This is a genomic window from Sphingobium ummariense RL-3, assembly GCF_000447205.1.
GTDB lineage: Bacteria > Pseudomonadota > Alphaproteobacteria > Sphingomonadales > Sphingomonadaceae > Sphingobium > Sphingobium ummariense.
In genome coordinates, this window is sequence record NZ_AUWY01000071.1 from 86850 (window position 1) to 111942 (window position 25093).

Sequence of the window (25093 nt, forward strand, 5' to 3'; positions counted from 1 at the left end):
TTCTGCATCGCAACGAAAAGGATCCGGACGCCTTCCCTCGGGAAGGCGTCCGGCAGGAAGCCGCTGTGGGACGGGAGGCGTTGCGCCAGGGTAGGAGCGCATCGCAACAGGGCCAGACCCTCACTAATGCAATTGCGAACGAATTGCAAAGATAAATCGACCCAAGGCGGTTTCGCCGGTTGAATCCCGTTCCATATGGGCCTAAGCGCTCAGCGCAATTCCAATAGTCACGACTTGGAGGATGACACGCATATGGCCCGTAAGAAGATCGCGCTCATCGGCGCTGGCAACATCGGCGGCACGCTCGCGCATCTCGCCGCGCTGAAGGGTCTGGGCGACATCGTCCTCTTCGACGTGGTCGAGGGCGTTCCCCAGGGCAAGGCGCTGGATCTGTCGCAGTGCGGCCCGGTCGAGGGCTTCGACGCGAAGATCACCGGCTCCAACGACTATGCCGACATTGCGGGCGCGGACGTCATCATCGTCACCGCCGGCGTCGCCCGCAAGCCGGGCATGAGCCGCGACGACCTGCTGGGCATCAATCTCAAGGTCATGAAGGCCGTGGGTGAGGGCATCAAGGCGAACGCCCCCGACGCCTTCGTCATCTGCATCACCAACCCGCTCGACGCGATGGTGTGGGCGCTGCGCGAATTTTCCGGCCTCCCCCACAACAAGGTCGTCGGCATGGCCGGCGTGCTGGACTCGGCGCGCTTCAGCCACTTCATCGCCGAGGAATTCGACGTCTCGGTGAAGGATGTGAACACCTTCGTGCTGGGCGGCCATGGCGACACGATGGTTCCGGTGGTCCAGTATTCGACCGTCTCGGGCATTCCCGTTCCCGACCTGATCGAGCAGGGCCGCTCGACCAAGGAGCGGATCGACGCCATCGTGCAGCGCACCCGTTCGGGCGGCGGCGAGATCGTCGGCTTGCTCAAGACCGGCTCCGCCTATTACGCGCCCGCCACCAGCGGCATCGCGATGGCCGAAGCCTATCTCTACGACCAGAAGCGCCTGTTGCCCTGCGCGGCGTTCGTCGAGGGCAAGTACGGCCTGGACGAAGGGCTTTATGTCGGCGTGCCGGTCATCATCGGCAAGGACGGCGTCGAGCAGATCGTCGAGATCAAGCTGGACGACGAGGCGAAGGCCAATCTCCAGGTCTCGGTCGACGCGGTCAAGGAACTGCTGGTCGCCTGCAAGGGCATCGACGAGAGCCTGGCCTGAGGAATTGAACCACCCCGGCGAAGGCCGGGGTCCAGCCGGGATGGCCTGTGATGGAAGGTTTGCCTTCGTCTACATCATGGCCTGTCGACGGAATGGAACGATTTATATCGGTTCCACCGTCGATCTTCCCAAGCGGGCGTGGGAGCATCGCAACAGCGTCGTTCCTGGGTTCACGAAGCGTTATGGCTGCCGGCTGCTCGTCTGGTACGAGGTGCGCGACGGCTGGGAAGCCGCCCGTCTTCGGGAGCGGCAGATGAAGGAATGGAAGCGCGCCTGGAAGTTGCGGGAAATTGAAGAGGCAGACCCGGAATGGGCGGACCTTTACGATCGGATCGCGCGACCTTGAGCGATGGGACACTGGACCCCGGCTTTCGCCGGGGTGGAACTAGAAGGATAGAGGCGGTCAATGAGCATCCTCGTTAACAAGAACACCAAGGTCATCACCCAGGGTATGACCGGCGCCACCGGCACTTTCCACACCGAACAGGCGCTGGCCTATGGCACGCAGATGGTCGCCGGCGTCACCCCCGGCAAGGGCGGCACGACCCATATCGGCCTGCCGATGTTCGACACCGTCGCCGAAGCCAAGAGCAAGACCGGTGCGGATGCTTCGGTGATCTACGTCCCGCCACCGTTCGCCGCCGACTCCATCCTGGAGGCGATCGACGCCGAAATTCCCCTGATCGTCTGCATCACCGAAGGCATCCCGGTGCTCGACATGGTCAAGGTGAAGCGGGCGCTGTCGGGCAGCAAGTCGCGCCTGATCGGCCCCAACTGCCCCGGCGTGCTGACCCCCGACGAGTGCAAGATCGGCATCATGCCCGGCTCCATCTTCAAGAAGGGCAGCGTCGGCGTCGTCTCGCGCTCGGGCACGCTGACCTATGAGGCGGTGTTCCAGACCTCGAACGCGGGTCTCGGCCAGACCACCGCGGTCGGCATCGGCGGCGATCCGGTCAACGGCACCAACTTCATCGACGTGCTGGAGCTGTTCCTGGCCGACGACGCGACCGAGTCCATCATCATGATCGGCGAGATCGGCGGCGATGCGGAAGAGCAGGCCGCCCAGTTCCTGATCGACGAGGCGAAGAAGGGCCGCAAGAAGCCGATGGCCGGCTTCATCGCGGGCCGCACCGCGCCTCCGGGTCGCCGCATGGGCCATGCCGGCGCGATCGTGTCGGGCGGCAAGGGCGACGCGGAAAGCAAGATCGCGGCGATGGAAGCGGCCGGCATCAAGGTCGCGTCCAGCCCGTCGGAGCTTGGCTCGACGCTGGTTGAGGTCTTGAAGGGGTAAGATAACTCCTACATATATAAGCGGTCGGGCTGCACCCCGGCCGCTATTCCCCTTTCCGCGACTGCACGCGGCTGGGATGGGACCAGGCAATGGGTTACGAGAATCAGGATTTCGAGATCGAGCGCGGGCCGAGCTGGGCGCGCGACAACTGGCCGCTGTCGGATACGGATGATCTGACCGGCGCATTGGATCCCACGCAGATGCAGGTGGCGGTGAAGGCCGCCGCCAAATCCGCGGGCAAGCAGGTGTCGGACGCCGACATCGCGCAGGCCGCGGAGGATGCGATCCGCGCACAGATGCTGATCCGCACCTATCGCGTGCGCGGGCACCTTGCCGCCAATCTCGACCCGCTCGGCCTGTCGGAACGCAAGCTGCCGGCCGACCTGACCCCCGAATATCACGGCCTGACCGACCTCAAGAAGAAGGTCTTCCTGGGCGGTACGCTGGGCCTCGACTACGCCACCGTGGAAGAGATCGTCGCGATCCTGCGGGCGAACTACTGCGGCAATGTCGGCCTGGAATATATGCACATCGCCGATGTGGAGGAGCGCCGCTTCCTGCAGGACCGCATGGAAGGCAAGGACAAGGAGATCCACTTCACGCCCGAGGGCAAGAAGGCGATCCTGTCCAAGGTCATCCAGGCCGAGCAATATGAGAAGTTCCTGGGCCGCAAATATGTCGGCACCAAGCGCTTCGGCCTGGACGGCGGCGAATCGATGATCCCGGCTCTGGAAGCGGTCATCAAATATGGCGGCGCGCTGGGCGTGCGCGAGATCGTGTACGGCATGGCGCATCGCGGCCGCCTGAACGTGCTCGCCAACGTCATGGCCAAGGGCTATCGCGTCATCTTCCACGAATTCTCGGGCGGCACCGCCAATCCGGAGGATGTGGGCGGATCGGGCGACGTCAAATACCATCTCGGCACCTCGACCGACCGTGAGTTCGACGGGATCAAGGTGCACATGTCGCTCGTGCCCAACCCGTCGCACCTGGAAACGGTCGATCCGGTCGTGCTGGGGAAGGTCCGCGCGCAGCAGACCTTCCGCGGCGACCTGGAAAAGCACGAAGCCGTGCTTCCCGTGCTGATCCACGGCGATGCGGCCTTCGCCGGCCAGGGCATCGTCTGGGAATGCTTCGGTTTCTCGGGCATTCGCGGCTACAATACCGGCGGCTGCATCCACTTCGTCGTCAACAACCAGGTGGGCTTCACCACCTCGCCGCAGTTCGCGCGCTCCTCGCCCTATCCCAGCGACGTGGCGAAGGGCGTCCAGGCGCCGATCCTGCACGTCAACGGCGACGATCCGGAGGCCGTGACCTTCGCGTGCAAGCTGGCGATCGAATATCGCCAGACCTTCCACCGCGACATCGTGATCGACATGTGGTGCTATCGCCGCTTCGGCCACAATGAAGGCGACGAGCCCAGCTTTACCCAGCCGCTGATGTACGCGAAGATCCGTCAGCATCCGCCGGTCAGCGACGTCTATTCGGCGCGGCTGAAGGCGGAGGGCGTGGTCGATGACGATTTCGTCAGTCAGGTCACGGGCGATTTCGTCAACCATCTGGAGGAAGAGTTCGAGGCGGCGAAGAGCTACAAGGCCAACACCGCCGACTGGTTCGCCGGCCGCTGGTCGGGCCTGCATCGGCCCGCCGATGCGGAGACCACCCGCCAGAATGTCGAGAGCGCGATCAGCCAGAAGCTGTTCGACAGCCTGGGCAAGACGCTGACGACGGTGCCCGAGGGCGTGAACGTCCACAAGACGCTGAAGCGCGTGCTCGATGCCAAGGCGGAGATGTTCCGGTCCGGCGAGAATTTCGACTGGGCGACCGGCGAGGCGCTGGCCTTCGGATCGCTGCTGTCGGAAGGCTATGGCGTGCGCCTGTCGGGCCAGGATTCGGGTCGCGGCACCTTCAGCCAGCGTCACTCGGTCTGGGTCGACCAAGATACGGAGAAGAAATATATTCCGCTGTCGACCGTGCCGCATGGCCGGTTCGAGGTGCTGGACAGCCCGCTCTCCGAATATGGCGTGCTTGGTTTCGAATATGGCTTTGCGCTGGCCGATCCCAAGTCGCTGGTGCTGTGGGAAGCGCAGTTCGGCGATTTCGCCAACGGCGCGCAGATCATCTTCGACCAGTATATCGCTTCTTCGGAAACGAAGTGGCTGCGCTCCAACGGCCTCGTCTGCCTGCTGCCGCACGGCTATGAAGGGCAGGGGCCGGAGCATAGCTCCGCCCGCCTGGAACGCTTCCTTCAGCTTTGTGCGGAAGGGAACATCCAGGTCGCCAACATCACGACGCCGGCCAATTACTTCCACGTGCTGCGCCGGCAGATGCTGCGTTCGTTCCGCAAGCCGCTGATCATCATGACGCCCAAGTCGCTGCTGCGGCACAAGTTGGCGGTCAGCCGGACCGAGGACTTCCTGGGCAGCAGCCAGTTCCACCGCATCCTGTCGGACACCAACCCGGCACCCGACGCGGAAACGAAGCGGCTGGTGCTCTGCTCGGGCAAGGTCGCCTACGACCTGATCGAGGCGCGCGACGCCGCCGGGGACAAGAACACCCAGATCGTCCGGATCGAGCAGCTCTATCCCTTCCCCACCGAGGCGCTGGCCGAACGGCTGAAGAAGATGCCGAATCTGGAGGAAGTGATCTGGTGCCAGGAAGAGCCCCGCAACAATGGCGGCTGGTTCTTCGTCGAGCCCTATATCGAGGAAGCGCTGGGCCTTGCCGGCAAGGCGCCGATGCGTGCCCGTTACGCGGGCCGCAAGGCGTCGGCCTCGCCGGCCACCGGCCTCGCCAAGCGCCACGTCGCCGAACAGGGCGCGCTCGTCGCCGATGCGCTGGGTCACAGCGTCCGTGAAGAAATCCGCCGCCAGAAGAAAGGCTGAGAAAGCTCATGGCCACCGAAGTCAAAGTCCCCACGCTGGGCGAATCCGTTACCGAAGCAACCGTCGGTCAGTGGCTCAAGAAGCCCGGCGAGGCGGTGAAGGCCGATGAGCCGATCGTGTCCCTGGAAACCGACAAGGTCGCGGTGGACGTGCCCGCGCCCGTCGCCGGCACGCTGGGCGACATCGTCGCCAAGGAAGGCGACACGGTCGAGGTCGGCGCGCTGCTGGCCTATGTGAACGAAGGCGCCTCGGCCGGCGCTTCGCCCGCTCCTGCGGCCGCGCCCGCTCCTGCTCCTGCTCCTGCCGCCAAGGCGGAGGCCGCCACGCCTGCGCCCGCCGCTGCCGCCCCCGCCCCCGTCGAAGAGGAAGGCGATGCCGGCGGCCTGACGCTGTCGCCCGCCGTCCGTCGGCTGGTGCTGGAGCATGGGCTTGACCCGAGCAAGATCAAGGGCACCGGCAAGGACGGTCGCCTGACCAAGGACGACGTGCTGGCCGCCGTTGCCGCGGGCACTGCGAAGGCTGCCGCTGCGGCGCCCGTCGCTGCCGCCGCGCCCGCATCCGACGCGCCCGCCGCCGGCCCCAGCCGCAAGCAGGAGCGGGTCAAGATGACCCGCCTGCGCCAGACGGTCGCCAAGCGGCTCAAGGAAGCGCAGAACAACGCCGCGCTGCTCACCACCTTCAATGATGTCGACATGTCCGCCGTCATCGAAGCGCGCGCGAAGTACAAGGACCTGTTCGAGAAGAAGCACGGCGTCCGCCTCGGCTTCATGGGCTTCTTCACCAAGGCCGTGTGCATGGCGCTGAAGGACATCCCCGGCGTCAACGGCCAGATCGAGGGCGACGAGATCGTCTATAACGACTTCGCCGACATCTCGGTCGCCGTCTCGGCCCCGAACGGCCTGGTCGTTCCGGTCATCCGCAATGCGGAGAGCATGAGCGTCGCACAGATCGAGAAGACCATCGGCGACTTCGGCAAGCGCGCCAAGGAAGGCACGCTCACCATGGAGGACATGAAGGGCGGCACCTTCACCATCTCCAACGGCGGCGTGTTCGGCTCGCTCATGTCGACCCCGATCATCAACCCGCCCCAGTCGGCGGTGCTGGGCCTCCACCGCATCGAGGACCGCCCGGTCGTCCGCAACGGCCAGGTCGTCGTGCGCCCGATGATGTATCTGGCGCTCAGCTACGACCACCGCCTGATCGACGGCCGCGAAGCCGTGACCTTCCTGGTCGCGGTCAAGAACGCGATCGAGGATCCGACCCGGCTGTTGATCGACCTGTAAGTTCAAGAGCCAGAGGAAGATATACCATGGCTGAATTCGACTATGACGTCCTTGTGATCGGTGCCGGCCCCGGCGGTTATGTCGCGGCGATCCGGGCGGCGCAGCTGGGGTTCAGGACCGCCTGCGCCGAAAGCCGCGAGACGCTGGGCGGTACCTGCCTCAATGTGGGCTGCATTCCGTCCAAGGCGCTGCTGCACGCGTCGGAACTCTATGAGGAAGCCGCGAACGGCGCCCTCGCCAAGCTGGGCGTCAAGATCGATGCCATGAGCCTGGACCTGCCTACTATGCAGGGCCAGCGCATCGACGCGGTGAAGGGCCTGACCGGCGGCATCGAATTCCTGTTCAAGAAGAACAAGATCGACTGGCTGAAGGGCATGGCCTCCTTCACCGGCGCCAACACGGTCGAGGTTGCGGGCAAGAGTGTGACGGCGAAGAACATCGTCATCGCCACCGGCTCCTCGGTCGCGCAGCTACCCGGCGTGGCGGTGGACAATGCCGGCGGAAAGATCGTCGATTCGACCGGCGCGCTGGAGCTGGACAAGGTGCCTGGCCATCTGGTCGTCATCGGCGGCGGCGTGATCGGCCTGGAACTGGGCAGCGTCTGGCGCCGCCTGGGTTCCAAGGTAACGGTCGTCGAATATCTCGACCAAATCCTGCCCGGCATGGACGGCGAAGTTCGCAAGGAAGCCAACAAGATCTTCAAGAAGCAGGGCTTCGAATACAGGCTCGGCACCAAGGTGACCGGCGCGCGGGCGACGGAGAGCGGCGTTACGCTGACGCTGGAGCCCGCCGCCGGCGGCGAGGCCGAGACGATCGAGGCCGATGTCGTGCTGGTGTCGATCGGCCGTCGCCCGAACACGGAGGGTCTGGGCCTCGACAAGATCGGGCTGGAACTCAACGCGCGCGGCCAGATCGAGACCGATCACGATTTCGCGACCAAGGTTCCCGGCGTTTGGGCGATCGGCGACGTGATCCCCGGCCCGATGCTGGCCCACAAGGCCGAGGACGAAGGCATTGCCGTCGCGGAGAATATCGCGGGCCTCACCGGCATCGTGAACCATGACGTCATCCCGAGCGTGGTCTACACCCGGCCCGAGATCGCGGGCGTGGGCCTGACCGAGGAAGCTGCCAAGGAAAAGGGCGCGGTCAAGGTCGGCAAGTTCCCGATGCTCGCCAACAGCCGCGCCAAGACCAATCACGAGCCCGAGGGTTTCGTGAAGGTCATCGCCGACGCGGAGACCGACAAGGTGCTCGGCGTGTGGATCATCGCCACCGTCGCCGGCACGATGATCGCCCAGGCTGCGCAGGCGATGGAATTCGGCGCGTCGAGCGAGGACATCGCCTATACCTGCCACGCGCACCCGACGCACAGCGAGGCGATCAAGGAAGCGGCCATGGCCGTGACCGGCAAGCCGATCCACATCTGACCGGCCCGCACAGAACAGAAGGAAGAGGCTCCCCGCGCGGGAGCCTTTTTCTTTGGCGGTTGGGTGATTTGCGATCGCTGTATCCGGCCGTTTGCGGTCACAAGATCAGACGTATTCCGGCCTTGAGCCAGGGTCCCGCTCCCCTTTGATGGTGATCGAGAAGAAAGAGCGACCCTCTCTTTGCAAACCACTGCACTCAATGCGCTGACATGCACCCCAAGGACGCCTGCAACGCCCCCATCGCCACAATGCGCCGAAACGCCGTCCCATTGCGGCCATGATCGTGAAGAAATGTGCGTGCCATGACGATCATACGGCCTGCCATCTTTCCCGATGATACCGCGGCGGTGCTTGGCATCTGGCGCGAATTCATCGCCAGTTCCCCGGTCAATCTCGACTATCAGAACAATGAAGCGGAGTTCGCCAGCCTGCCGGGCAAATATGCGTCGCCTGCCGGCTGCGTGCTGCTCGCGGATCGGGAGGGCGATATCCAGGGCTGCGTGGCGATGCGCCGGGTCACGCCGGAAATCTGCGAGATGAAGCGACTCTATGTTCGCCCCCACGCCCAGGGGCGGCATCTCGGTCGTGCCCTGGCGGAGCGCCTCATCGAGGAAGCGCGCCGGGTGGGCTACCGCGAAATGAGGCTGGACGTGCAGGCGAAGTTCGTCCCCGCGATCAAGTTGTACGAGGCGCTTGGGTTCGTCGCGGCGGAGCCGGTTTCGTTCAATCCGGTCCCCGGCGCCTCTTTCCTGGGTCTCCACCTTTAGAACACTCGAAGGGGGAGGGGCCTCGGTGGTCGGCAGAGAGGCCGACACGCTGCCGATCCGCCACCACCACCCCTTGTTGCCGCCCGTCCACCGGCATACACCCGCTGCATAGACCTCCGTCCGCGGCGCGGTCCTCGCGTTTCCGGGCGGCATCCGATCCAGAGGTTCGACCATGAAACATCTCCTGCTCGCCGGCCTCGGCGCATTCGCCCTCTCGCAGGCACCCGCATTGGCGCGCCCCTTCACGCCTAGCGACATGGTCGGCCTCGACCGCATCTCCGCGCCGGTGGCTTCGCCCGACGGCAAGTGGCTGGCCTATCAGCTGCGCACCACCGACCTGGCCGGCAATCGCGGCCGCACCGACATCTACCTGCTGCCGATCGACAAGCCCGGCCAGCCGCCGCGCCTCATCGCCTCCACGCCCGACAGGAACGAAAGCGCTCCGGCCTTCTCGCCCGATGGAAGCGCCCTTTACTTCCTCTCCAACGCCAGCGGCGACGACCAGCTCTGGCGCGTGCCGCTCGCAGGCGGCCAGCCGGTGCAGATCAGCCGCGCGCCCGGCGGCATCTCCGGCTTCCTGCTGAGCCCGAAGGGCGACAGAGTCGCGCTCTGGGCCGACCGTCCGGTGGGCGCGAAGACGCTCGATGCGGTCAAACCCGCCGATCCGCCGAGCGCCGGGACCGGCCGCGTCTACGACCAGCTCTTCGTGCGCCATTGGGACACATGGGCAGATGGGCAGCGCTCGCAGATCTTCGTCATGCCGGTGGAGGGCGGCCCTGCCGTCTCCGTCATGGGCGGCCTCGTCGGCGACAGCCCCTCCAGGCCCTTCGGCGGCGCGGAGGAAATCGCCTGGAGCGCCGATGGCCGGACGCTGTTCTTCGCCCTGCGCGAAGCAGGCCGGATCGAGCCGCTCTCGACCAATCTCGACATCTTCGCCGCGCCCGCCGACGGCAGCGGCAGGCCCGTCAACCTCACCGACGCCAATGACGCCACTGACACCATGCCCGCCGTGTCGCCCGACGGCCGCTGGCTCGCCTATGCGGCGATGAAGCGCCCCGGCTATGAGAGCGACCGGCTGGTGCTGATGCTGCGGAACATCGCCACGGGCGAAACGCGCGCGCTGACCGAGGGGTGGGACCGCTCGGTCGGCTCGATCGCCTGGGATGCGGACGGGAAGGGCATCCTCGTCACCGCCGACGACGTGCTCGACCACCCCGCCTTCCGCGTCGACGTGGCGAGCGGCAAGGTGACGCGGCTGACCCAGGCCGGCCATGTTGGCAGCGTGATCCCGCTGCCCGATGGCGGCTTCGTCTATGCGCTCGACAGCATCCAGTCGCCCGCCGACCTCTGGCTGATGCCCGCCGCCGGGCGGAAGGCCGCAAAGCCCGTCCGCCTCACCAGCGTCAATGCCGCCAAGCTGGCGGGCGTGGATGACGTGTCGGTGCAGCGCTTCAGCTTCCGCGGCGCGGGCGGCGACACCGTCTGGGGCCAGATCGTCAAGCCCAAGGGCGTCACGGGCAAGCTGCCGGTCGCCTATCTCGTCCATGGCGGGCCGCAGGGCAGCTTCAACGACAGCTGGTCCTATCGCTGGAATCCCAAGGCCTTCGCTGCCCATGGCTATGCCGCCGTCACCGTCGATTTCCATGGCTCGACCGGCTATGGCCAGGCCTTCGTCGACAGCATCAACAGGGACTGGGGCGGCAAGCCGCTGGAGGATCTGAAGCTCGGCCTCGCGGCCGCCGCGGCGAAGGACGCGCAGCTCGACGCCGGCAACGCCTGCGCGCTCGGCGCCAGCTATGGCGGCTATATGATGAACTGGATCGCGGGCCAGTGGCCCGACGGCTTCAAATGCCTGGTCCAGCATGACGGCGTGTTCGACGCCCGCGCCATGGCCTATGAGACCGAGGAGCTATGGTTCGACGAATGGGAACATGGCGCCCCCTATTATGATCAGGCGGCCGAATATGAGAAATGGAACCCCGTCGCCCATGTGAGCGCCTGGAAGACGCCGATGCTGGTCGTCACCAGCGAACGCGATTTCCGCATCCCCTATACCCAGGGTATCGCCGCCTTCACCGCCCTCCAGCGCCGCGGCATCCCCTCGAAGCTGCTGGTCTTCCCCGACGAGAATCACTGGGTGCTGAAACCCCGCAACTCGCTGCAATGGTATGACGAGGCCTTGGCTTGGATAGATAAATGGACAGCGAAATGAGGGCTCGTCGGGAACCGTCACGACCGTCACCCCGGCCTTGAGCCGGGGTCCCGCTGCCTTTTGATGAGCCGTTTCAAAATGGGATTTTCTCTGTTCTATCCTTCACGATGGACGCGTCCCGCCCAACCCCGCACCGCCATCCCGCACCTGTCGCCTCGCTGGCGCGTCGCTGTCGCGTCACTGTGGCGTCGCTGTGACCCGACTGTCGCGTCAGTGTCGCGTCGCTGTGACTTTGGCGTGACTTTTGCCCCCAAAGGGCGCTCTTTTGCCCGACAACGGTGTGAACTTCGCCGCTGTCGCGCTGGCGATGCCTTGCACGCCGCCCGGAAGCGGCTAAAGCCCCAGCCATGACCGAACTGCCCAAGACCTTCGATCCCGCCGACATCGAATCCCGCTGGTACGCCCATTGGGAGGCGAACGGCCTGTTCCGGCCCGCCCGCCCCGACGCGGAGCCCTTCACCATCGTCAACCCGCCGCCCAATGTGACGGGCAGCCTCCACATCGGCCATGCGCTGGACAACACGCTGCAGGACATCGTCGTCCGCTACGAGCGCCTGCGCGGCAAGGATGCGCTGTGGGTCGTCGGCACCGACCATGCCGGCATCGCGACGCAGATGGTGGTCGAGCGGCAGCTGAACGCGCGCGGAGAAAAGCGCACCGACTACAGCCGCGAGGATTTCATCGCGAAGGTCTGGGAATGGAAGGCGGAGAGCGGCGGCGCAATCACCCGCCAGTTGCGGCGCCTCGGTTGCTCGATGGACTGGGCGAACGAGCGCTTCACCATGGACGAGGGCTTCTCGAAGGCCGTGGTCAAGGTGTTCGTGGAACTGCACAAGCGCGGACTCCTGTATCGCGACAAGCGGCTGGTGAACTGGGACCCGCATTTCCGCTCGGCCATTTCCGACCTGGAGGTGGAGACGAAGGAGACGCAGGGCGGCTTCTGGCGCTTCCGCTATCCGCTGGCGGACGGCGTGACGCTGGCCGACGGCAGCGACCATATCGTCGTCGCCACCACCCGGCCCGAAACCATGCTCGCCGATATGGCGGTCGCGGTGCATCCCGACGATCCGCGCTATCGCGACGTCATCGGCAAGGACATTCTCCAGCCGATCACCGGCCGCCGTTTCAAGGTCGTAGCGGACGAACATGCCGACCCGGAACTGGGGTCGGGCGCGGTCAAGATCACGCCGGGCCATGACTTCAACGATTTCGACGTCGGCCGGCGCGCGGGCATCGCCGCCTCGCAGATGCTCAACATGTTCGACGCCGACGCGAAGGTCGTCCAGACCGCCGACGGACTGGTGCCGGACAAGTATCTCGGCCTCGACCGCTTCGACGCCCGCAAGGCGGTGGTTGAGGATATGAAGGCGCTCGGCTTCCTCGTGCCGCACGTCACCAGGACCAAGGAAGGCGAGGAGGTCGCCGCCGACTTCGAGCCCCGCACCATCCAGACGCCCTATGGCGACCGCTCCGGCGTGGTGATCGAGCCGTGGCTGACCGACCAATGGTATGTCGACGCCGAAAAGCTGGCGGTCGCGCCGATGCAGGCGGTGCGCGACGGGCGGATCGAGATCGTCCCGAAGAGCTGGGAAAAGACCTTCTTCAACTGGATGGAGAATATCCAGCCCTGGTGCGTGTCGCGCCAGCTCTGGTGGGGACACCAGATTCCGGCTTGGTTTGGGCCAGATCATAACGGAAATGGCCAGCCTCTTTTCAAAGAAAGCGGCCATGGCAAGGTTCGTGAATTCTATGGCCACACATTTGTTGAAGAGAACGAAGAAGAGGCCATCAATGCTGCGGCAAACCTCTATAATGTTGCTCCCGAAAGGATCGTGGTCGTTGAGAGCCGTGACGCCGCTATAGTCGGTTCGCTGTTCCCAGCAAAAGAGGGTACTCAAGAATTACCCAAGCTGGCGGGAAAGATGCCTATCTGGCGCGACCCCGACGTCCTCGACACCTGGTTCTCCTCAGCGCTCTGGCCCTTCGGCACGCTGGGCTGGCCCGAGCAGACCGAGCTGCTCCAGCGCCATTACCCCAACGACCTGCTGATCTCCGGCTTCGACATCCTGTTCTTCTGGGATGCGAGGATGGCGATGCAGGGGCTTGAATTCATGGGGGATGTCCCGTGGCGCAAGCTCTACCTGCACGGTCTGGTCCGCGCCGCGGACGGGCAGAAGATGTCGAAGTCGAAGGGCAATGTCGTCGATCCGCTCGGCCTCATCGACCGGTTCGGCGCGGACGCGCTGCGCTTCTTCATGGCGGCGATGGAAAGCCAGGGCCGCGACGTCAAGATGGACGAGAAGCGGGTCGAGGGCTATCGCAACTTCGCGACCAAGCTGTGGAACGCGGCGCGCTTCCTCCAGTCCAATGGCGTCACGGCGTCGACCAGCCATGAAGCACCGCATGCGGAGCTGCCGGTCAACCGCTGGATCATCGCCGAAACGGTGGCGACGGTGCAGGCGATCGACCTGGCGATGGCCGACCTGCGCTTCGACGCTGCGGCGAACGCCATCTACCACTTCGTCTGGGACCAGTTCTGCGACTGGTATATCGAGCTGACGAAGGGCGCGATGGACGATGAGACGCGGGCCGTTGCGGGCTGGGCGTTCGACCAGATCCTGGTCATGCTCCATCCCTTCATGCCCTTCATCACCGAGGAGCTCTGGAGCCTCACCGGCACGCGGGAAAGCGCGCTGATCGTCGCTCGCTGGCCGCAGGCACTGGCGGCGGTGGACAGTGATGCGCAGGCGGAGATCGACTGGCTGATCCGGCTGGTGAGCGCGATCCGCACCGCCCGCACGGAACTGAACGTGCCACCGGGTGCCCGCCTGCCGATGGTCGTCCGCGACGCGACGGAGGAAACGCACCGGCGGCTCGATCGGCAGGGCACCGCGCTGGCGCGCCTGGGACGGGTGGAGAGCCTCAGCTTCGGCGACGTGCCGGCGGGCGGCGCGGCGCAGATCGTCATCGACGAAGCGACCTTCATCCTGCCGCTGGAAGGCGTGATCGACATCGCGGCGGAGAAGGTCCGCCTCGCCAGGGCGCTGGCCGCGGCGGAAAAGGAGCGGGATTCGCTGGGCGGCCGCCTGTCGAACCCCAGCTTCGTCGAGAAGGCCAAGCCCGAGGCGGTGGCGAAGGCCCGCGAGGATCATGCCGAGAAGTCGGCGGAGGCGGAAAGGCTGAAGGCGGCGCTGGACCGGCTGGGGTAATCGTCCGGCGCAGCGCCGGAGGGAAGGGGCAAGCATGAGCGGCGAAGGCAAGGGCACAAGAGACCTGACACAGGGGCCGATCGCATCGGCGCTCCTGCTGTTCGCCATCCCGACGCTGGTCGCCAACGTGCTCCAGTCGCTGAACGGGTCGATCAACGCGATCTGGGTCGGCCGCTTCCTGGGGCCGCAGGCGCTGGCGGCGACCGCCAATGCCAACATCATCATGTTCCTGATGTTCTCGGTCGTCTTCGGCTTCGGCATGGCGGCGACGGTGATGATCGGGCAGGCGATGGGGGCTCGCGACGTGACGGCGGCGCGCCGGGCCTTCGGGTCGGCGGTCGGCTTCTGTTCTATGATGGGGCTGGGCGTGGCGGTGGCGGGCTGGATCGGCGCCCCGGCGCTGCTCCGCCTGCTGGCAACCCCGGCGGAGGCGTTCGGCCTCGCCCTCGTCTATCTGCGCGTCATCTTCGTGGCGATGCCGGCGACCCTGCTCGCCGTCATGATCATGATGGGGCTGCGCGGCGCGGGGGACGCGCGCACGCCGCTGATCTTCATGATCGTCAGCGTCACCATCGACTTGGTGCTCAATCCGGTGCTGATCCTCGGCCTGGGGCCGATCCCGGCCTTCGGCATCGCCGGATCCGCGGCGGCGACCGCCATGGCGGGCTTCGTCAGCCTGATCGGGCTGGTCGCCTTCACCTATGCCAAGGATCTACCCCTCAGGCTTCGCGGCCCCGAGCTGCGCTGGCTGTGGCCGGCGGCCGACCAGATGCGCGTGCTGTTCGGCAAGGGACTGCCGATGGGGCTGCAGATGATCGTCATGTCGGGTTCCGGCCTGGTGATGATCGGGCTGGTCAATCGCGAAGGGCTGCTGGTCACGGCCGCCTATGGCGCGGCGCAGCAGATATGGACCTATCTCCAGATGCCGGCGATGGCGATGGGCGCGGCGGTCAGCGCCATGGCGGCGCAGAATGTAGGCGCTGGGCGCTGGGACCGGATCGGGCGGATCACCCGCTATGGCCTGGGCTATCAGCTGGCGATCACGGGATCGATGATCGTCGTCATCCTGCTGTTCCATGCTCCCCTGCTGTCGCTGTTCCTGGGCGCCAACCAGGCCGCGATCGACGCGGCATGGCATATGCAGCTGACCGTCAGCTGGAGCTTCCTGATGTTCGGCTGCACCATGATCTTCTTCGGGGTGATGCGCGCCAACGGCGTCGTGGTGCCGCCGCTCGTCATTTTGACCTTCACCCTTTTCGTCGTGCGGATCGGTTTCTACTACGTCGCCTATCCGGCGCTGGGCGCCAATGCGCTCTGGTTCAGCTTTCCGGTGAGTTCGCTGACGGCCGTATTGCTGGCGTGGCTGGTCTATGCGCAGGGCGGCTGGCGCAAGGCCCGGCTGCTGGTGCCGGTGCATGAGGAGGAATGCCGCGAGGCGGTGAACAGCGAGGCGGAGCCCGCCGGACGCATTGCTCCTGCCGGTTAGCGCCCCTGGTTGCGCCAGCGGGTGATGGTGCGGTCGAGGATGTCGTTCTCCCCGCCGGACTGGCGCCACAGTTCGGTGAAGCTCGGATCGCTGGATGCGGGGCGCCGGCTCTCCTCCAGATTGTCGAGCGAAACGCGGATCGGCACCGCGACGCCCTCGCCGCAGATGATCGCCTCCCGGTTGCGCAGCGCCGGGATCGAATCCAGGAACCCGCGCGCGCCCTCTGGCATCGCCGCCTTGACGAAGGCCTGGTCGCGGTCGTTGTTGAGGCGCATCGAGATGATGGTGCCGCACTGCGACAGCACGCCTTCGGCCAGGTCCGACGGCCGCTGGGTAATCAGGCCCAGCGAAACGCCATATTTGCGGCCTTCCTTGGCGATCCGTTCCAGGATCTTGCGCACCGCCTGGCCCGCGCCGCTGGTGGTGCTGGGGATGTAGCGATGCGCCTCCTCGCAGACCAGCAAGATGGGCCGCTGCGGCTCGTCCCGTGCCCAGATCGCATAGTCGAACACCAGCCGCGACAGCACCGACACCACGGTCGAGGTGATTTCCGAAGGCATGGCCGACACGTCGATGATCGAGATCGGCTTCCCACCCGCGGGCAGGCGGAAGATCTTGGCGATGAACTGCTGCATCGAATCCGCCACCAGCATGCCGGAGAACATGAAGGAATAGCGCGGGTCCGCCTTGATCTCGTCGATCTTGGTCTTCAGGCGCATATAGGGCAGCGAGTTGGTGCCCTTGTCGAGCTTCCCCATCTCGTTCTGCAGGATGTTGGTGAGGTCGGACAGCAGATAGGGAATGGGCGAATCCACCGTCAGCCGCCCGATGCTTTCCGCGAGCCGGTTCTTCGAACGGGCGGCGAGCAGGCATTTGGCGAGGATGTCGCAATCGACCGTGCGCTCCGATCCTTCGGATGTCACGAAGACCTCGCAATGCTCCTCGAAGTTCATCAACCAGTAGGGCAGGGCAAGATTGTTGATGTCATAGACCGCACCGTTCTGGGCGAAGGCGGCGCCATATTCGCCATGCGGGTCGATCATGACGATGTGGCCCTGCGGCGACAGGTCGCAGATGCGATGGAGGATCAGCGCGGCGCTGGTGGACTTGCCGGTGCCGGTCGATCCCAGCAGCGCGAAGTGCTTGCCCAGCATCGAATCCACATAGAGGGCAGCGCGTGTGTCGGCGGTGGGATAGACCGTGCCGATCTGCACATGTGCGCGATCGTCGGCGGCGTAAATCTGGTTCATGTCGTGGCTGGAGACCGGATGGATCTCCGTGCCCGGAGTCGGATAGCGGGTAACGCCGCGGCGAAAGCGGAAGATGCGACCGGTGAGCTTCTCCTCGTCGCCTTCGCCCAGGAAATCGATGTCGGCGATGATGCCCGCGGGGTTCTGCGCATCCATTGTCATGGCGCGGATCGACGCGATCAGCCAGCTGCCACCGACGCGCATCTTGACCTGGCTGCCGACCTGTCCTGCCATCGCGATGCAGGGGTCGCTGTCCTGCGCCAGCACATGCAGGCGCGCGGCATCGATCATCACCTTGGAACTGGAACCAGCGATCTGGAACACCATGCCGATGGCCGCGGACGCCGGAAGGACATGGACCGTCTCACCGGTCGAGAATTGATGCGCCCCCGGCATATGGGTCATGAGCCTCTTCGTCCCCTGTGCCGAACGCAAGTCGGCATGCCAGCCGGTGATAGGTGCCAATCGTAAAGATAGGCTTAGTCACCCGGTTCGTCGGCTTCGGAAGTCCATGAACTGTTGACTTATTCCGTCGGAACGAAACGCTGGCAGGAACATGGATCAAGTTCAGGCATTCATCTCCCACACAGACCAGGGATGCCTGCTTGTCCAACCTGATCCCGGCTGACCGAGCCCGCCGCTCTGACGCCATAGCCATCGCCCGCGTCATCTGCATCCTTGGGGTGGTCTATGTCCATGCCTGGACAGGCATTAACGGCGCGCAACTCGAGACCCTGCGCGGCACGCCGCAGGAAAGCCTGCGCTGGGTCCTGATGGAGATTTTCGGACGTAGCGCCGTCCCGCTGCTGGGCCTCATCTCCGGATGGCTCGTAAGCGAGTCGTCCCGCACTCTTGATTGGGGCCGTCATGTCGCGCGCAAGGCGCGCACAATCCTGCTGCCGATGATCCTGTGGAATGCGCTTGCGATCCTGCTCGTTTCCGGCGCCGCTCGGCTCGCCCACCTCGCCGCGCCCACACCGCAGTCGCTCGGATGGCTGTTCCAAGAGCTGTTCATCGTCTCGCGTAATCCCGACATCAACGTGCAGATGCCGTTTCTGCGCGACCTGTTCCTGTGCATGGTCGCCGCACCGCTGCTGGTGCGCTTGCCCAACTGGACGCTGTTGCTGATCATGGCGGCGGCGCTGGTCGCGCAGGTCATGGGGATCGGGCCGCCGGTGATCATGCGCGCATCGATCGTCTTCTTCTTCACTCTCGGCATCCTCGCGCGGCGGGTCGGGCTGGCGGAGCGAACGGCAGCGCTGCCATTCCCTGTAGCCGTGATTCCCTTCGCGCTGCTGATGCCGATCCAGCTTTCCTGGTCGCTTCACGCGGGCGCGCCCTCAAGCGCCGGTGCGGGGCTGCTCGACATGACGGTGCGCGTCGCCGCCGCACTGTGCTTCTGGCGTGTATCTTGGGCCTTGGCGCATAGCCCGGCACGAGGGACGCTGCTGCGGATAGAGCCCTTCGCCTTCTTCCTCTTCTGTGCGCACCTCATCCTGATCTGGCTCGGCGGGCCAGTGCTGGGCGCTATGTTTGGGGTCTTGGGATCGCCGCTTTATCCGCTCTACCTGATCGTACAGCCGGTGCTGGTGCTGATTGCCGTGGTGCTGATCGGCACGGGGCTCGGACGAGCCGCGCCCCCGTTGGCGCGGTTGCTGAGCGGCGGGCGTCTCAGCCCCAGCCCAAAGATCAAGCCGCTGCCGGCGTGAGGACATTGCGCGCGGCAGCAATGGCGATGGCAAAGCTGCGCTTGCGCGCTTCCGGGTCGTAGATCTGGCCGGTGACGATGATCTCGTCCACTTGGGTACGGCGGAGGAAGACGGAAAGATCGCGCTCGACATCCGCCTCGGTGCCGATGCTGGAGCAACTCAGGACGTCGGCCAGCATGGTACGCCCCTGAGGCGGCAGGCTGTCGAGATAGCCGGGAACGGGTGGCTGCAGCTTGCCCGGTTGCCCGGTTCGCAGGCGGATGAAGGCTTGCTGCATCGAAGAGGCCAGGAGCGCAGCTTCCTCCGCCGTATCGGCGGCAAAGACGTTATATCCGGCCATCACATAGGGTTCGCGCAGTTGCGCAGAGGGACGGAAGTCTCGGCGATAGACGGCAATCGCATCATCGAGTGCAGCCGGCGCGAAATGGGACGCGAAGGCATAGGGCAGGCCGAGCGCAGCCGCCAGTTGCGCGCCATAAAGGCTGGAACCCAGGATCCAGAGCGGGATATCAGCGCCGGCAGCGGGCGTCGCTTCGAAGCCAAGGCGTGTGTCGCCGGCAAAATAGGCCTGCAGCTCCATGATATCCCTGGGAAACTGGTCGACGCCGCCATCCAGTGTCCGGCGCATCGCCTGTGCGACCCGCTGATCCGAACCGGGCGCCCGGCCAAGCCCCAGGTCGACGCGGCCAGGGAAAAGCGCAGCGAGCGTACCAAACTGTTCAGCGATGGCGAGCGGGGCATGGTTGGGCAGCATGATGCCGCCAGCGCCGATCCGAATGGTGGAAGTCGCATGGCCGATATGGGCCAGCACGACCGACGTGGCGGCCGATGCAATGCCGGGCATGCCATGATGCTCCGCAACCCAGAAGCGGCGATAGCCGAGCGATTCCGCGTGAGCAGCCAGATCGGCCGCATTGGCGAGGGCTTTGCGTGCGTCGCTGCCTTCGGCAACGGGCACGAGATCGAGGACGGAGAGCTGAACCATATCCCGCATATGGGGGTATGATCGGTTTTATTTCAAGACGGAATGCCGCAGCTTAGACTGCCCGGCCAAAATCGCCCGCCGGGCTTTCGGTACGCCTGCCGAACGTCCCGGGGCGGCGGGCCACCAGCGGGTTGGCGTCGCGATCCAGCATTGCCATGGTTTCAGTAAAGCAGGGGCGTAATGCGACCACGGTCTCGATCAGTTCCTCGGGGCTTTCCCGAAATTCGATGCAGCGGCGCGCAACCAACTCGATTTCTTCCGCCATCCCGCTCAGGCGATAGGCGCCGAACTGAGCCGACTCGCCCTTCAGCGTATGCGCAGGCGTGACGAGCGCCACGGCGTTGCGGGCGCGAAAGGCGTCCTCCACCGCCGCGATGGCCTTGGCTCCATCCTCGCGAAAATAGCCCAGAATGCGCAGGAACGACGCGCCCAATTCGGTGCGGGTGCGAGCAAAATCATTCCAGTTCACCAGTTCGGTATCTTGATGAGACACCTGCGACACTCCCTGCCTTGCTCGAGCAGGATAAGCGCCGCGCGTAAATAGAGCGTAAATGCCTACTCGGCCAAGTCGTGCCTGCGAAGTTGGAAATGTTGTGTGCCGAGCGCCTCGAACGACCACCCTCGCTGCCGGGCAAGCGCCTGCAGTTCGCGACCTGCGATCGGGTCGTCGGCTTCTATGGTCATTACTGCCGCCTCACGCATGGTCCGCGCCGCACGCAACGCAGGCCAGGGGCATTTCATCCCGCGCGCATCGATATGAACCGGTTCATTTGTTGGCATAGGGATTTTTGGCGCTGCGCAGGGTGAGGCGTACAGGCACGGCCCCGAAACCCAGTTCCCTGCGGATGCCGTTCACCAGATAGCGGCGATAGCTTTCAGGAAGTTCGTCCAGCCGGGTACCGAACAGCACGAAGGTCGGCGGGCGGGTCTTGTTCTGGGTGATATAGCGCAGCTTGATCCGCTTGCCACCGGGCGCTGGGGGGGGATTGGCCTCCAACGCGCGCTCGAACCAGCGATTGAGGATACCGGTGGAAACGCGCTGCGACCAGGCGGTCCGGGTTTCGAAAGCGACGCGGATCAGGTCGTCCAGACCCTTCCCGGTGGCGCCGGAGACGGTCATGATCGGCACGCCGCGCACCTGCGCCAGCCCGTCCGACAGCGCCTGCTTGATCCCCTGATAGAGCGCCGAGCCGTTTTCCACGGTGTCCCATTTGTTGAGGCCGATGACGAGCGCGCGACCTTCCTCCAGCACCTTGTCGGCAATGCGCAGATCCTGCGCCTCCAGCCCGCGCGTGGCATCGAGCAGCAGCACGACCACCTCGGCAAAGTTCACGGCGTTCAGGCCGTCCGAAACCGCCAGCTTTTCCAGCTTGTCCTGCACCTTGGCCCGCTTGCGCATGCCGGCGGTGTCGATCAGGCGGACGGGACGGTCGTTGCCGTCGGGATCGGTCCAGGTCCAGTCAACCGCGATGCTGTCCCGCGTGATGCCGGCTTCCGGTCCGGTCAGCAGGCGGTTCTCGCCCAGCAGGCGATTGATGAGGGTCGACTTGCCTGCATTGGGGCGGCCGACGATGGCGAGCTTGAGCGGCGCGCTTTCGCTGTCCTCCTCCGTCTCGGGCTCCTCTTCTTCCTCCTCGCGGTCGATATGGGGGAGGAGCGCCTGGAACAGATCGGCAAGGCCTTGACCATGTTCCGCGGAGAAGGGGACGGGTTCTCCCAGGCCTAGGCTGAACGCTTCCATGACGCCGTCGTCGCCCGCCCTGCCTTCCGCCTTGTTGGCTAGCAGTACAACCGGAATGTCGCCGCTGCGCAGCCAACGGGCGATTTCCTCGTCCAGCGGCGTGATGCCGGCACGGGAGTCGATCACGAAGAGAGCGACATCGGCCGAATCCACTGCCGCTTCGGTCTGGAGCCGCATACGGCCGGGGAGGGACTGGGCATCCTCATCTTCATAGCCCGCCGTATCGATGATCGTGAAGTCGAGCCCAAGCAAATGAGCCTCCCCCTCGCGCCGATCGCGCGTGACTCCTGGTTGGTCGTCGACGAGGGCCAGCTTCTTGCCGACCAGGCGGTTGAAGAGGGTGGACTTGCCGACATTGGGCCGCCCGACAATGGCAACAGTGGGCAGCATGGTGGCCCATATCCTTCTTGAAAAACGAAATGCGCGCTCCTGCGAAGGCGGGAGCCCAGTCCGGCGGCCGGAACCAGGCTCCCGCCTTCGCAGGAGCATCCGCTTGCTTGATCCGCTTTTACCGCAGCGCGGTCAACCGGCCGTCATCGGCCAGGATGTAAAGCGTATTGTTCGCGACCACCGGGGAAAGCGACATGGACTTGTCCATATCGACCTGCGCCTGGATCGCCCCCGTCCCCGGATCGACATAATTGAGGTCGCCATGGGTCGAAACCAGGATCAGGCGTCCACCCGCCAGTACTGGACCGGTCCAGCGGATGGCGTTGGTTTTCTTCTTTTCCTTCTCCCAGCGGCGCAGCTGACTGATCCAGCGGATGCGTCCGGTGGCGCGGGCGACGCAGAGCAGCTTGGCGTCGCTGGTGACGGCGAACACCCATTCGCCCGCAACCCAAGGGGTGGAAATGCCGGCGATGTTGATTTCCCACAGGCGCTGGCCGCTGGTCAGCTCATAGGATGCCATGCGGCCGCCCTGGCCGATCGCGAAGACGCGGCCGCGGTCGATCACCGGATCGGCATCAATATCGGTCAGCGTGGCGACGGCGGTGGAGATGCTGGTGCGCGACAGCGCGTCGCCCCACAGGGTACGGCCATTCTCATAGCGATAAGCCGTCAGCTCGCCCGAACTGTAGCCCGCGATCACCGTGCCCTGGGCGGCGGCGGGGGCCGCCACGCCGAAAATGCCCGTGGTCTGCAAAGTGCCGCTGTCGGTCCAGAGCACTTCGCCATCCGTCTGGTTGAGCGCGAAGATCTGATTGTCCTGGCCCATCACGTAAACATGGCCGTTCGCCAATGTCGGCGCACCACGCAGCGGGCCGCCGGGGCGCTTCTTCCACAGGATATTGCCGCTGCTCGCATCGATCGCGGCGACGTCGCCGATGCCGGTGCTCGCGAACAGCTTGCCGTCCAGGATACTGACGCCGCCGCCGAACAGCGCCCGGCCATTCCCCTCCGCCGGAAGGGAGGTCTGCCACAGCTTGGACCCGCTATTGGCGTCGAACGCAATGACATGGGCGCCGGCATCGATCACGTACAGCTTGCCCCCCGCGATTACGGGAGCCGAAGCGAGGCGGGCCTGCGGCTTGCTGCCTTCGATCGAGCTGGTCCAAACAGTCTTGGGCGACGCACCGAACGCCAGATGCCCCATCGCCTTGGAAGGATCTCCTCCCGGCTGCGACCATTGGTCGTTCACATAGGCCTCAGGCAAGCTGACCGGTACGTCGGCAAGGGTTGGATCGACTTCGATCCCCTGCTCGTTCGAGAGGATCGAGACGCGCTTGCCGACAACCGGCGTCTTGGGTCCACCCTTCTTCCCGCCCACAATGCCGCAGCCGGCCAGCAGAGCCACCATCGCCACGGCCGCCATGGTACGGCGGATCGGCATCCTCATCTTCATGCTGTGCAATGCCATGCGCTTCACTTCATCCCTGTCCAGGCTCGGCCGGCGTTTCGACGGCGTCGATCCCCAATAGCCCGGCCATCTGTCGCGCGCGTGAACGGATCGAGTCGGGTACGGTCTTGTCCTTGGCCATGGCGGCAAACATCGGACCCGCAAGATCGGGCTTGCCCATCTTCATATAGGCGATCGCCACCAACTCCCCGGCGCTGCCGAACCACGGTGCCCCTTCCACCGCCAGCGGCTTCAGCCGGTCAACGATCTGCTGGGGCTTCAGGCTTTCGAACTCCAGCGCTGTCTGGCGGATCAGCGCCAGGTCGCGATAGGGCTGGTCCAGCGAATTGTCCGCCGCGATCGCCTGATAGGCGGCGATGGCGGCCTTGCTGTCGCCCTTGCGCGCGGCGATGCCCGCCTTCAGCATCAGCGCGCCGGCGCGATAGCCGGGCTGGCTTGCCTGGGTAAGCGCGTCGAGCTGCTTGGCGTCCGGCGTGCCGCCTCGGGTTGCGGTCGACAGCAGCGCGTCCATCTGTTCGGACACGGCTTCCGACTGGGTGCGGCTGTGCTGCTGCCAGTAAAGCCAGCCGGCAAAAAGGATCAGGCCGAGGACCACGGCGACCACCAGCCAGCGGCCATAGCGCTGCCAGAAGGTCAGCATCCGGTCCTGGCGGACGGCCTCGTCGACCTCGCGCATGAAGGCTTCGCTGTTTTGCGGCGTCAGGGCCACGGGAATCTCCAGAAATACATCAGCAACGGCACGCGGAAGGCGCGATCATTAGCGGCGCTGTTGGTCCGCGCAAATCACTTTTTGGGGCGGTAGACCTGATCTTCGGTCGGAAAGCTGCGGTCGCGCACCTCGGCGGCGTATCGGGCGGCCGCTCCATCGATGGTTTCCGCAATATTTTCATAGCGCTTCACGAAGCGGGGCACGCGGTCGAACATGCCCAGCATATCTTCGGTGACGAGCACCTGTCCGTCGCATCGGGCCGAGGCGCCGATGCCGATGACCGGTATGTCGACACTTTCGGTAACCGCCACGGCCAGTTCCTCCATCACGCCTTCCAGCACGAGGGCGAAGGCGCCCGCTTCGGCGACGGCACGCGCATCGCCCAGGATCTTGGCATGTTCCTGCTGGCTTTTGCCGCGCGCGCCATAGCCGCCCAGCGCATTCACCGCCTGCGGCGTCAGGCCGACATGCGCCATGACCGGAATACCGCGGGCGGCGAGGAAGGCGATGGTTTCCGCCATCGCCTGTCCGCCCTCCAGCTTGACGCCCGCGCAACCGGTTTCCGCCATCACCCGGCTGGCGCTGGCGAAAGCGACCTGGGGCGAGGCTTCGTAGCTGCCGAAGGGCATGTCGACGAGAACCAGGCTGTGATAGCTGCCGCGCACCACTGCGGCGCCGTGCGCGATCATCATGTCCAAGGTGACAGCAAGGGTGGAGGGAAGTCCGTAAATGACCTGCCCCAGCGAATCGCCCACCAGCAGCATGTCGCAATGCGGGTCCAGGATCTGCGCCTGTCGCGCCGTATAGGCGGTCAGCATCACCAGCGGTTCCTCGGTCTTTCCCTCGAACTTGCGGCGCTGGATGGCGGGGACGGTCAGGCGCTTCATCGGCGCCGGAGTGGGGTTGGCACGGCTGGTCGACGTGTCGAGCGTGAAGGTCGTGGACATGGATGGCCTCTAACCCAGCGCAAGCCAGGTAGCAAATGCCGGAGGAGCGGGAGCGGCCCCGAAGGACAGCTCCCGCTCGATGGTGGGGCGCAGAGGGGGGGAGGGCGCGCCCCGGG

19 protein-coding genes are annotated in these 25093 nt (G+C 65.3%); 11 read left to right on the forward strand and 8 right to left on the reverse strand.

Going from position 1 to position 25093, the window contains the following annotated elements; all coding sequences use genetic code 11:
- Positions 1-252: 252 nt before the first annotated feature.
- From mdh to M529_RS34195, 10 genes are all read left to right on the forward strand, one after another.
- Positions 253-1218, forward strand: coding sequence for a malate dehydrogenase (gene mdh, locus M529_RS34150; RefSeq protein ID WP_021317732.1), 966 nt, complete (start codon positions 253-255; stop codon positions 1216-1218).
- Positions 1219-1258: 40 nt separating this feature from the next.
- Positions 1259-1564, forward strand: coding sequence for a GIY-YIG nuclease family protein (locus M529_RS34155; RefSeq protein ID WP_021317733.1), 306 nt, complete (start codon positions 1259-1261; stop codon positions 1562-1564).
- A gap of 60 nt (positions 1565-1624) precedes the next feature.
- Positions 1625-2509, forward strand: coding sequence for a succinate--CoA ligase subunit alpha (gene sucD / locus M529_RS34160; protein WP_021317734.1), 885 nt, complete (start codon positions 1625-1627; stop codon positions 2507-2509).
- Between the two features lie 89 nt (positions 2510-2598).
- On the forward strand, positions 2599-5394 hold the full coding sequence (locus M529_RS34165) for a 2-oxoglutarate dehydrogenase E1 component (RefSeq protein WP_021317735.1): 2796 nt from the start codon (positions 2599-2601) through the stop codon (positions 5392-5394).
- Positions 5395-5402: 8 nt separating this feature from the next.
- On the forward strand, positions 5403-6677 hold the full coding sequence (odhB, locus tag M529_RS34170) for a 2-oxoglutarate dehydrogenase complex dihydrolipoyllysine-residue succinyltransferase (protein WP_021317736.1): 1275 nt from the start codon (positions 5403-5405) through the stop codon (positions 6675-6677).
- 26 nt (positions 6678-6703) lie between these two features.
- The gene (lpdA, locus tag M529_RS34175) at positions 6704-8104 is read left to right on the forward strand and encodes a dihydrolipoyl dehydrogenase (RefSeq protein ID WP_021317737.1); all 1401 of its coding nucleotides are present in this window, start codon (positions 6704-6706) and stop codon (positions 8102-8104) included.
- Positions 8105-8406: 302 nt separating this feature from the next.
- The gene (locus M529_RS34180; protein WP_021317738.1) at positions 8407-8871 is read left to right on the forward strand and encodes a GNAT family N-acetyltransferase; all 465 of its coding nucleotides are present in this window, start codon (positions 8407-8409) and stop codon (positions 8869-8871) included.
- 172 nt (positions 8872-9043) lie between these two features.
- Entirely contained in the window at positions 9044-11083 is a 2040-nt protein-coding gene (locus M529_RS34185; RefSeq protein WP_021317739.1) for an alpha/beta hydrolase family protein, read from the forward strand.
- A gap of 347 nt (positions 11084-11430) precedes the next feature.
- On the forward strand, positions 11431-14292 hold the full coding sequence (locus M529_RS34190; protein WP_021317740.1) for a valine--tRNA ligase: 2862 nt from the start codon (positions 11431-11433) through the stop codon (positions 14290-14292).
- A gap of 34 nt (positions 14293-14326) precedes the next feature.
- Positions 14327-15778 carry an MATE family efflux transporter gene (locus M529_RS34195; protein ID WP_021317741.1) on the forward strand — a complete coding sequence of 484 codons (1452 nt, stop codon included), beginning with the start codon at positions 14327-14329 and terminating at the stop codon, positions 15776-15778.
- On the opposite strand, the gene M529_RS34200 is transcribed toward M529_RS34195, so the two are convergent.
- Positions 15775-17433: an ATP-binding protein gene (locus M529_RS34200; RefSeq protein WP_021317742.1), complete on the reverse strand. Its 1659-nt coding sequence runs from the start codon at positions 17431-17433 to the stop codon at positions 15775-15777. The two genes, M529_RS34195 and M529_RS34200, sit on opposite strands and share 4 nt — an antisense overlap.
- 200 nt (positions 17434-17633) lie before the next feature.
- On the opposite strand from M529_RS34200, the gene M529_RS34205 reads away from it, so the two are divergent.
- A complete protein-coding gene (locus M529_RS34205) occupies positions 17634-18737 on the forward strand; it encodes an acyltransferase family protein (RefSeq protein ID WP_021317743.1) in 1104 nt (367 codons plus the stop codon).
- On the opposite strand, the gene M529_RS34210 is transcribed toward M529_RS34205, so the two are convergent.
- From M529_RS34210 to panB, 7 genes are all read right to left on the reverse strand, one after another.
- Positions 18718-19722 (reverse strand): LLM class flavin-dependent oxidoreductase, encoded by a 1005-nt coding sequence (locus M529_RS34210; protein ID WP_021317744.1) that lies wholly within the window; start codon positions 19720-19722, stop codon positions 18718-18720. The two genes, M529_RS34205 and M529_RS34210, sit on opposite strands and share 20 nt — an antisense overlap.
- Before the next feature lie 52 nt (positions 19723-19774).
- On the reverse strand, positions 19775-20215 hold the full coding sequence (locus M529_RS34215; protein ID WP_031294906.1) for an Hpt domain-containing protein: 441 nt from the start codon (positions 20213-20215) through the stop codon (positions 19775-19777).
- Between the two features lie 62 nt (positions 20216-20277).
- Complete coding sequence (locus tag M529_RS34220) at positions 20278-20502, reverse strand: sulfurtransferase TusA family protein (protein WP_031294908.1); 225 nt, start codon at positions 20500-20502, stop codon at positions 20278-20280.
- Positions 20489-21853 carry a ribosome biogenesis GTPase Der gene (gene der / locus M529_RS34225; RefSeq protein ID WP_021317747.1) on the reverse strand — a complete coding sequence of 455 codons (1365 nt, stop codon included), beginning with the start codon at positions 21851-21853 and terminating at the stop codon, positions 20489-20491. Before der ends, M529_RS34220 begins: the two co-directional genes overlap by 14 nt.
- Before the next feature lie 118 nt (positions 21854-21971).
- A complete protein-coding gene (locus tag M529_RS34230) occupies positions 21972-23321 on the reverse strand; it encodes an outer membrane protein assembly factor BamB family protein (protein WP_031294910.1) in 1350 nt (449 codons plus the stop codon).
- A 10-nt stretch (positions 23322-23331) separates the two neighbouring features.
- The gene (locus tag M529_RS34235; protein WP_021317749.1) at positions 23332-24030 is read right to left on the reverse strand and encodes a tetratricopeptide repeat protein; all 699 of its coding nucleotides are present in this window, start codon (positions 24028-24030) and stop codon (positions 23332-23334) included.
- A 74-nt stretch (positions 24031-24104) separates the two neighbouring features.
- Positions 24105-24977, reverse strand: a complete 873-nt coding sequence (panB, locus tag M529_RS34240) for a 3-methyl-2-oxobutanoate hydroxymethyltransferase (RefSeq protein WP_021317750.1) — start codon at positions 24975-24977, stop codon at positions 24105-24107.
- Positions 24978-25093: the final 116 nt, after the last annotated feature.

Excerpts from the sequence above, each read along its gene's own strand:
- odhB (WP_021317736.1), top strand. The coding sequence starts at position 5,403 with ATGGCCACCGAAGTCAAAGTCCCCACGCTGGGCGAATCCGTTACCGAA.
- M529_RS34220 (WP_031294908.1), bottom strand. The coding sequence starts at position 20,502 with ATGCCAACAAATGAACCGGTTCATATCGATGCGCGCGGGATGAAATGC.
- mdh (WP_021317732.1), top strand. The coding sequence starts at position 253 with ATGGCCCGTAAGAAGATCGCGCTCATCGGCGCTGGCAACATCGGCGGC.
- M529_RS34200 (WP_021317742.1), bottom strand. The coding sequence starts at position 17,433 with ATGACCCATATGCCGGGGGCGCATCAATTCTCGACCGGTGAGACGGTC.
- M529_RS34195 (WP_021317741.1), top strand. The coding sequence starts at position 14,327 with ATGAGCGGCGAAGGCAAGGGCACAAGAGACCTGACACAGGGGCCGATC.
- panB (WP_021317750.1), bottom strand. The coding sequence starts at position 24,977 with ATGTCCACGACCTTCACGCTCGACACGTCGACCAGCCGTGCCAACCCC.
- der (WP_021317747.1), bottom strand. The coding sequence starts at position 21,853 with ATGCTGCCCACTGTTGCCATTGTCGGGCGGCCCAATGTCGGCAAGTCC.
- M529_RS34165 (WP_021317735.1), top strand. The coding sequence starts at position 2,599 with ATGGGTTACGAGAATCAGGATTTCGAGATCGAGCGCGGGCCGAGCTGG.
- sucD (WP_021317734.1), top strand. The coding sequence starts at position 1,625 with ATGAGCATCCTCGTTAACAAGAACACCAAGGTCATCACCCAGGGTATG.
- lpdA (WP_021317737.1), top strand. The coding sequence starts at position 6,704 with ATGGCTGAATTCGACTATGACGTCCTTGTGATCGGTGCCGGCCCCGGC.
- M529_RS34155 (WP_021317733.1), top strand. The coding sequence starts at position 1,259 with ATGGCCTGTGATGGAAGGTTTGCCTTCGTCTACATCATGGCCTGTCGA.
- M529_RS34185 (WP_021317739.1), top strand. The coding sequence starts at position 9,044 with ATGAAACATCTCCTGCTCGCCGGCCTCGGCGCATTCGCCCTCTCGCAG.
- M529_RS34180 (WP_021317738.1), top strand. The coding sequence starts at position 8,407 with ATGACGATCATACGGCCTGCCATCTTTCCCGATGATACCGCGGCGGTG.
- M529_RS34210 (WP_021317744.1), bottom strand. The coding sequence starts at position 19,722 with ATGGTTCAGCTCTCCGTCCTCGATCTCGTGCCCGTTGCCGAAGGCAGC.
- M529_RS34190 (WP_021317740.1), top strand. The coding sequence starts at position 11,431 with ATGACCGAACTGCCCAAGACCTTCGATCCCGCCGACATCGAATCCCGC.
- M529_RS34230 (WP_031294910.1), bottom strand. The coding sequence starts at position 23,321 with ATGGCATTGCACAGCATGAAGATGAGGATGCCGATCCGCCGTACCATG.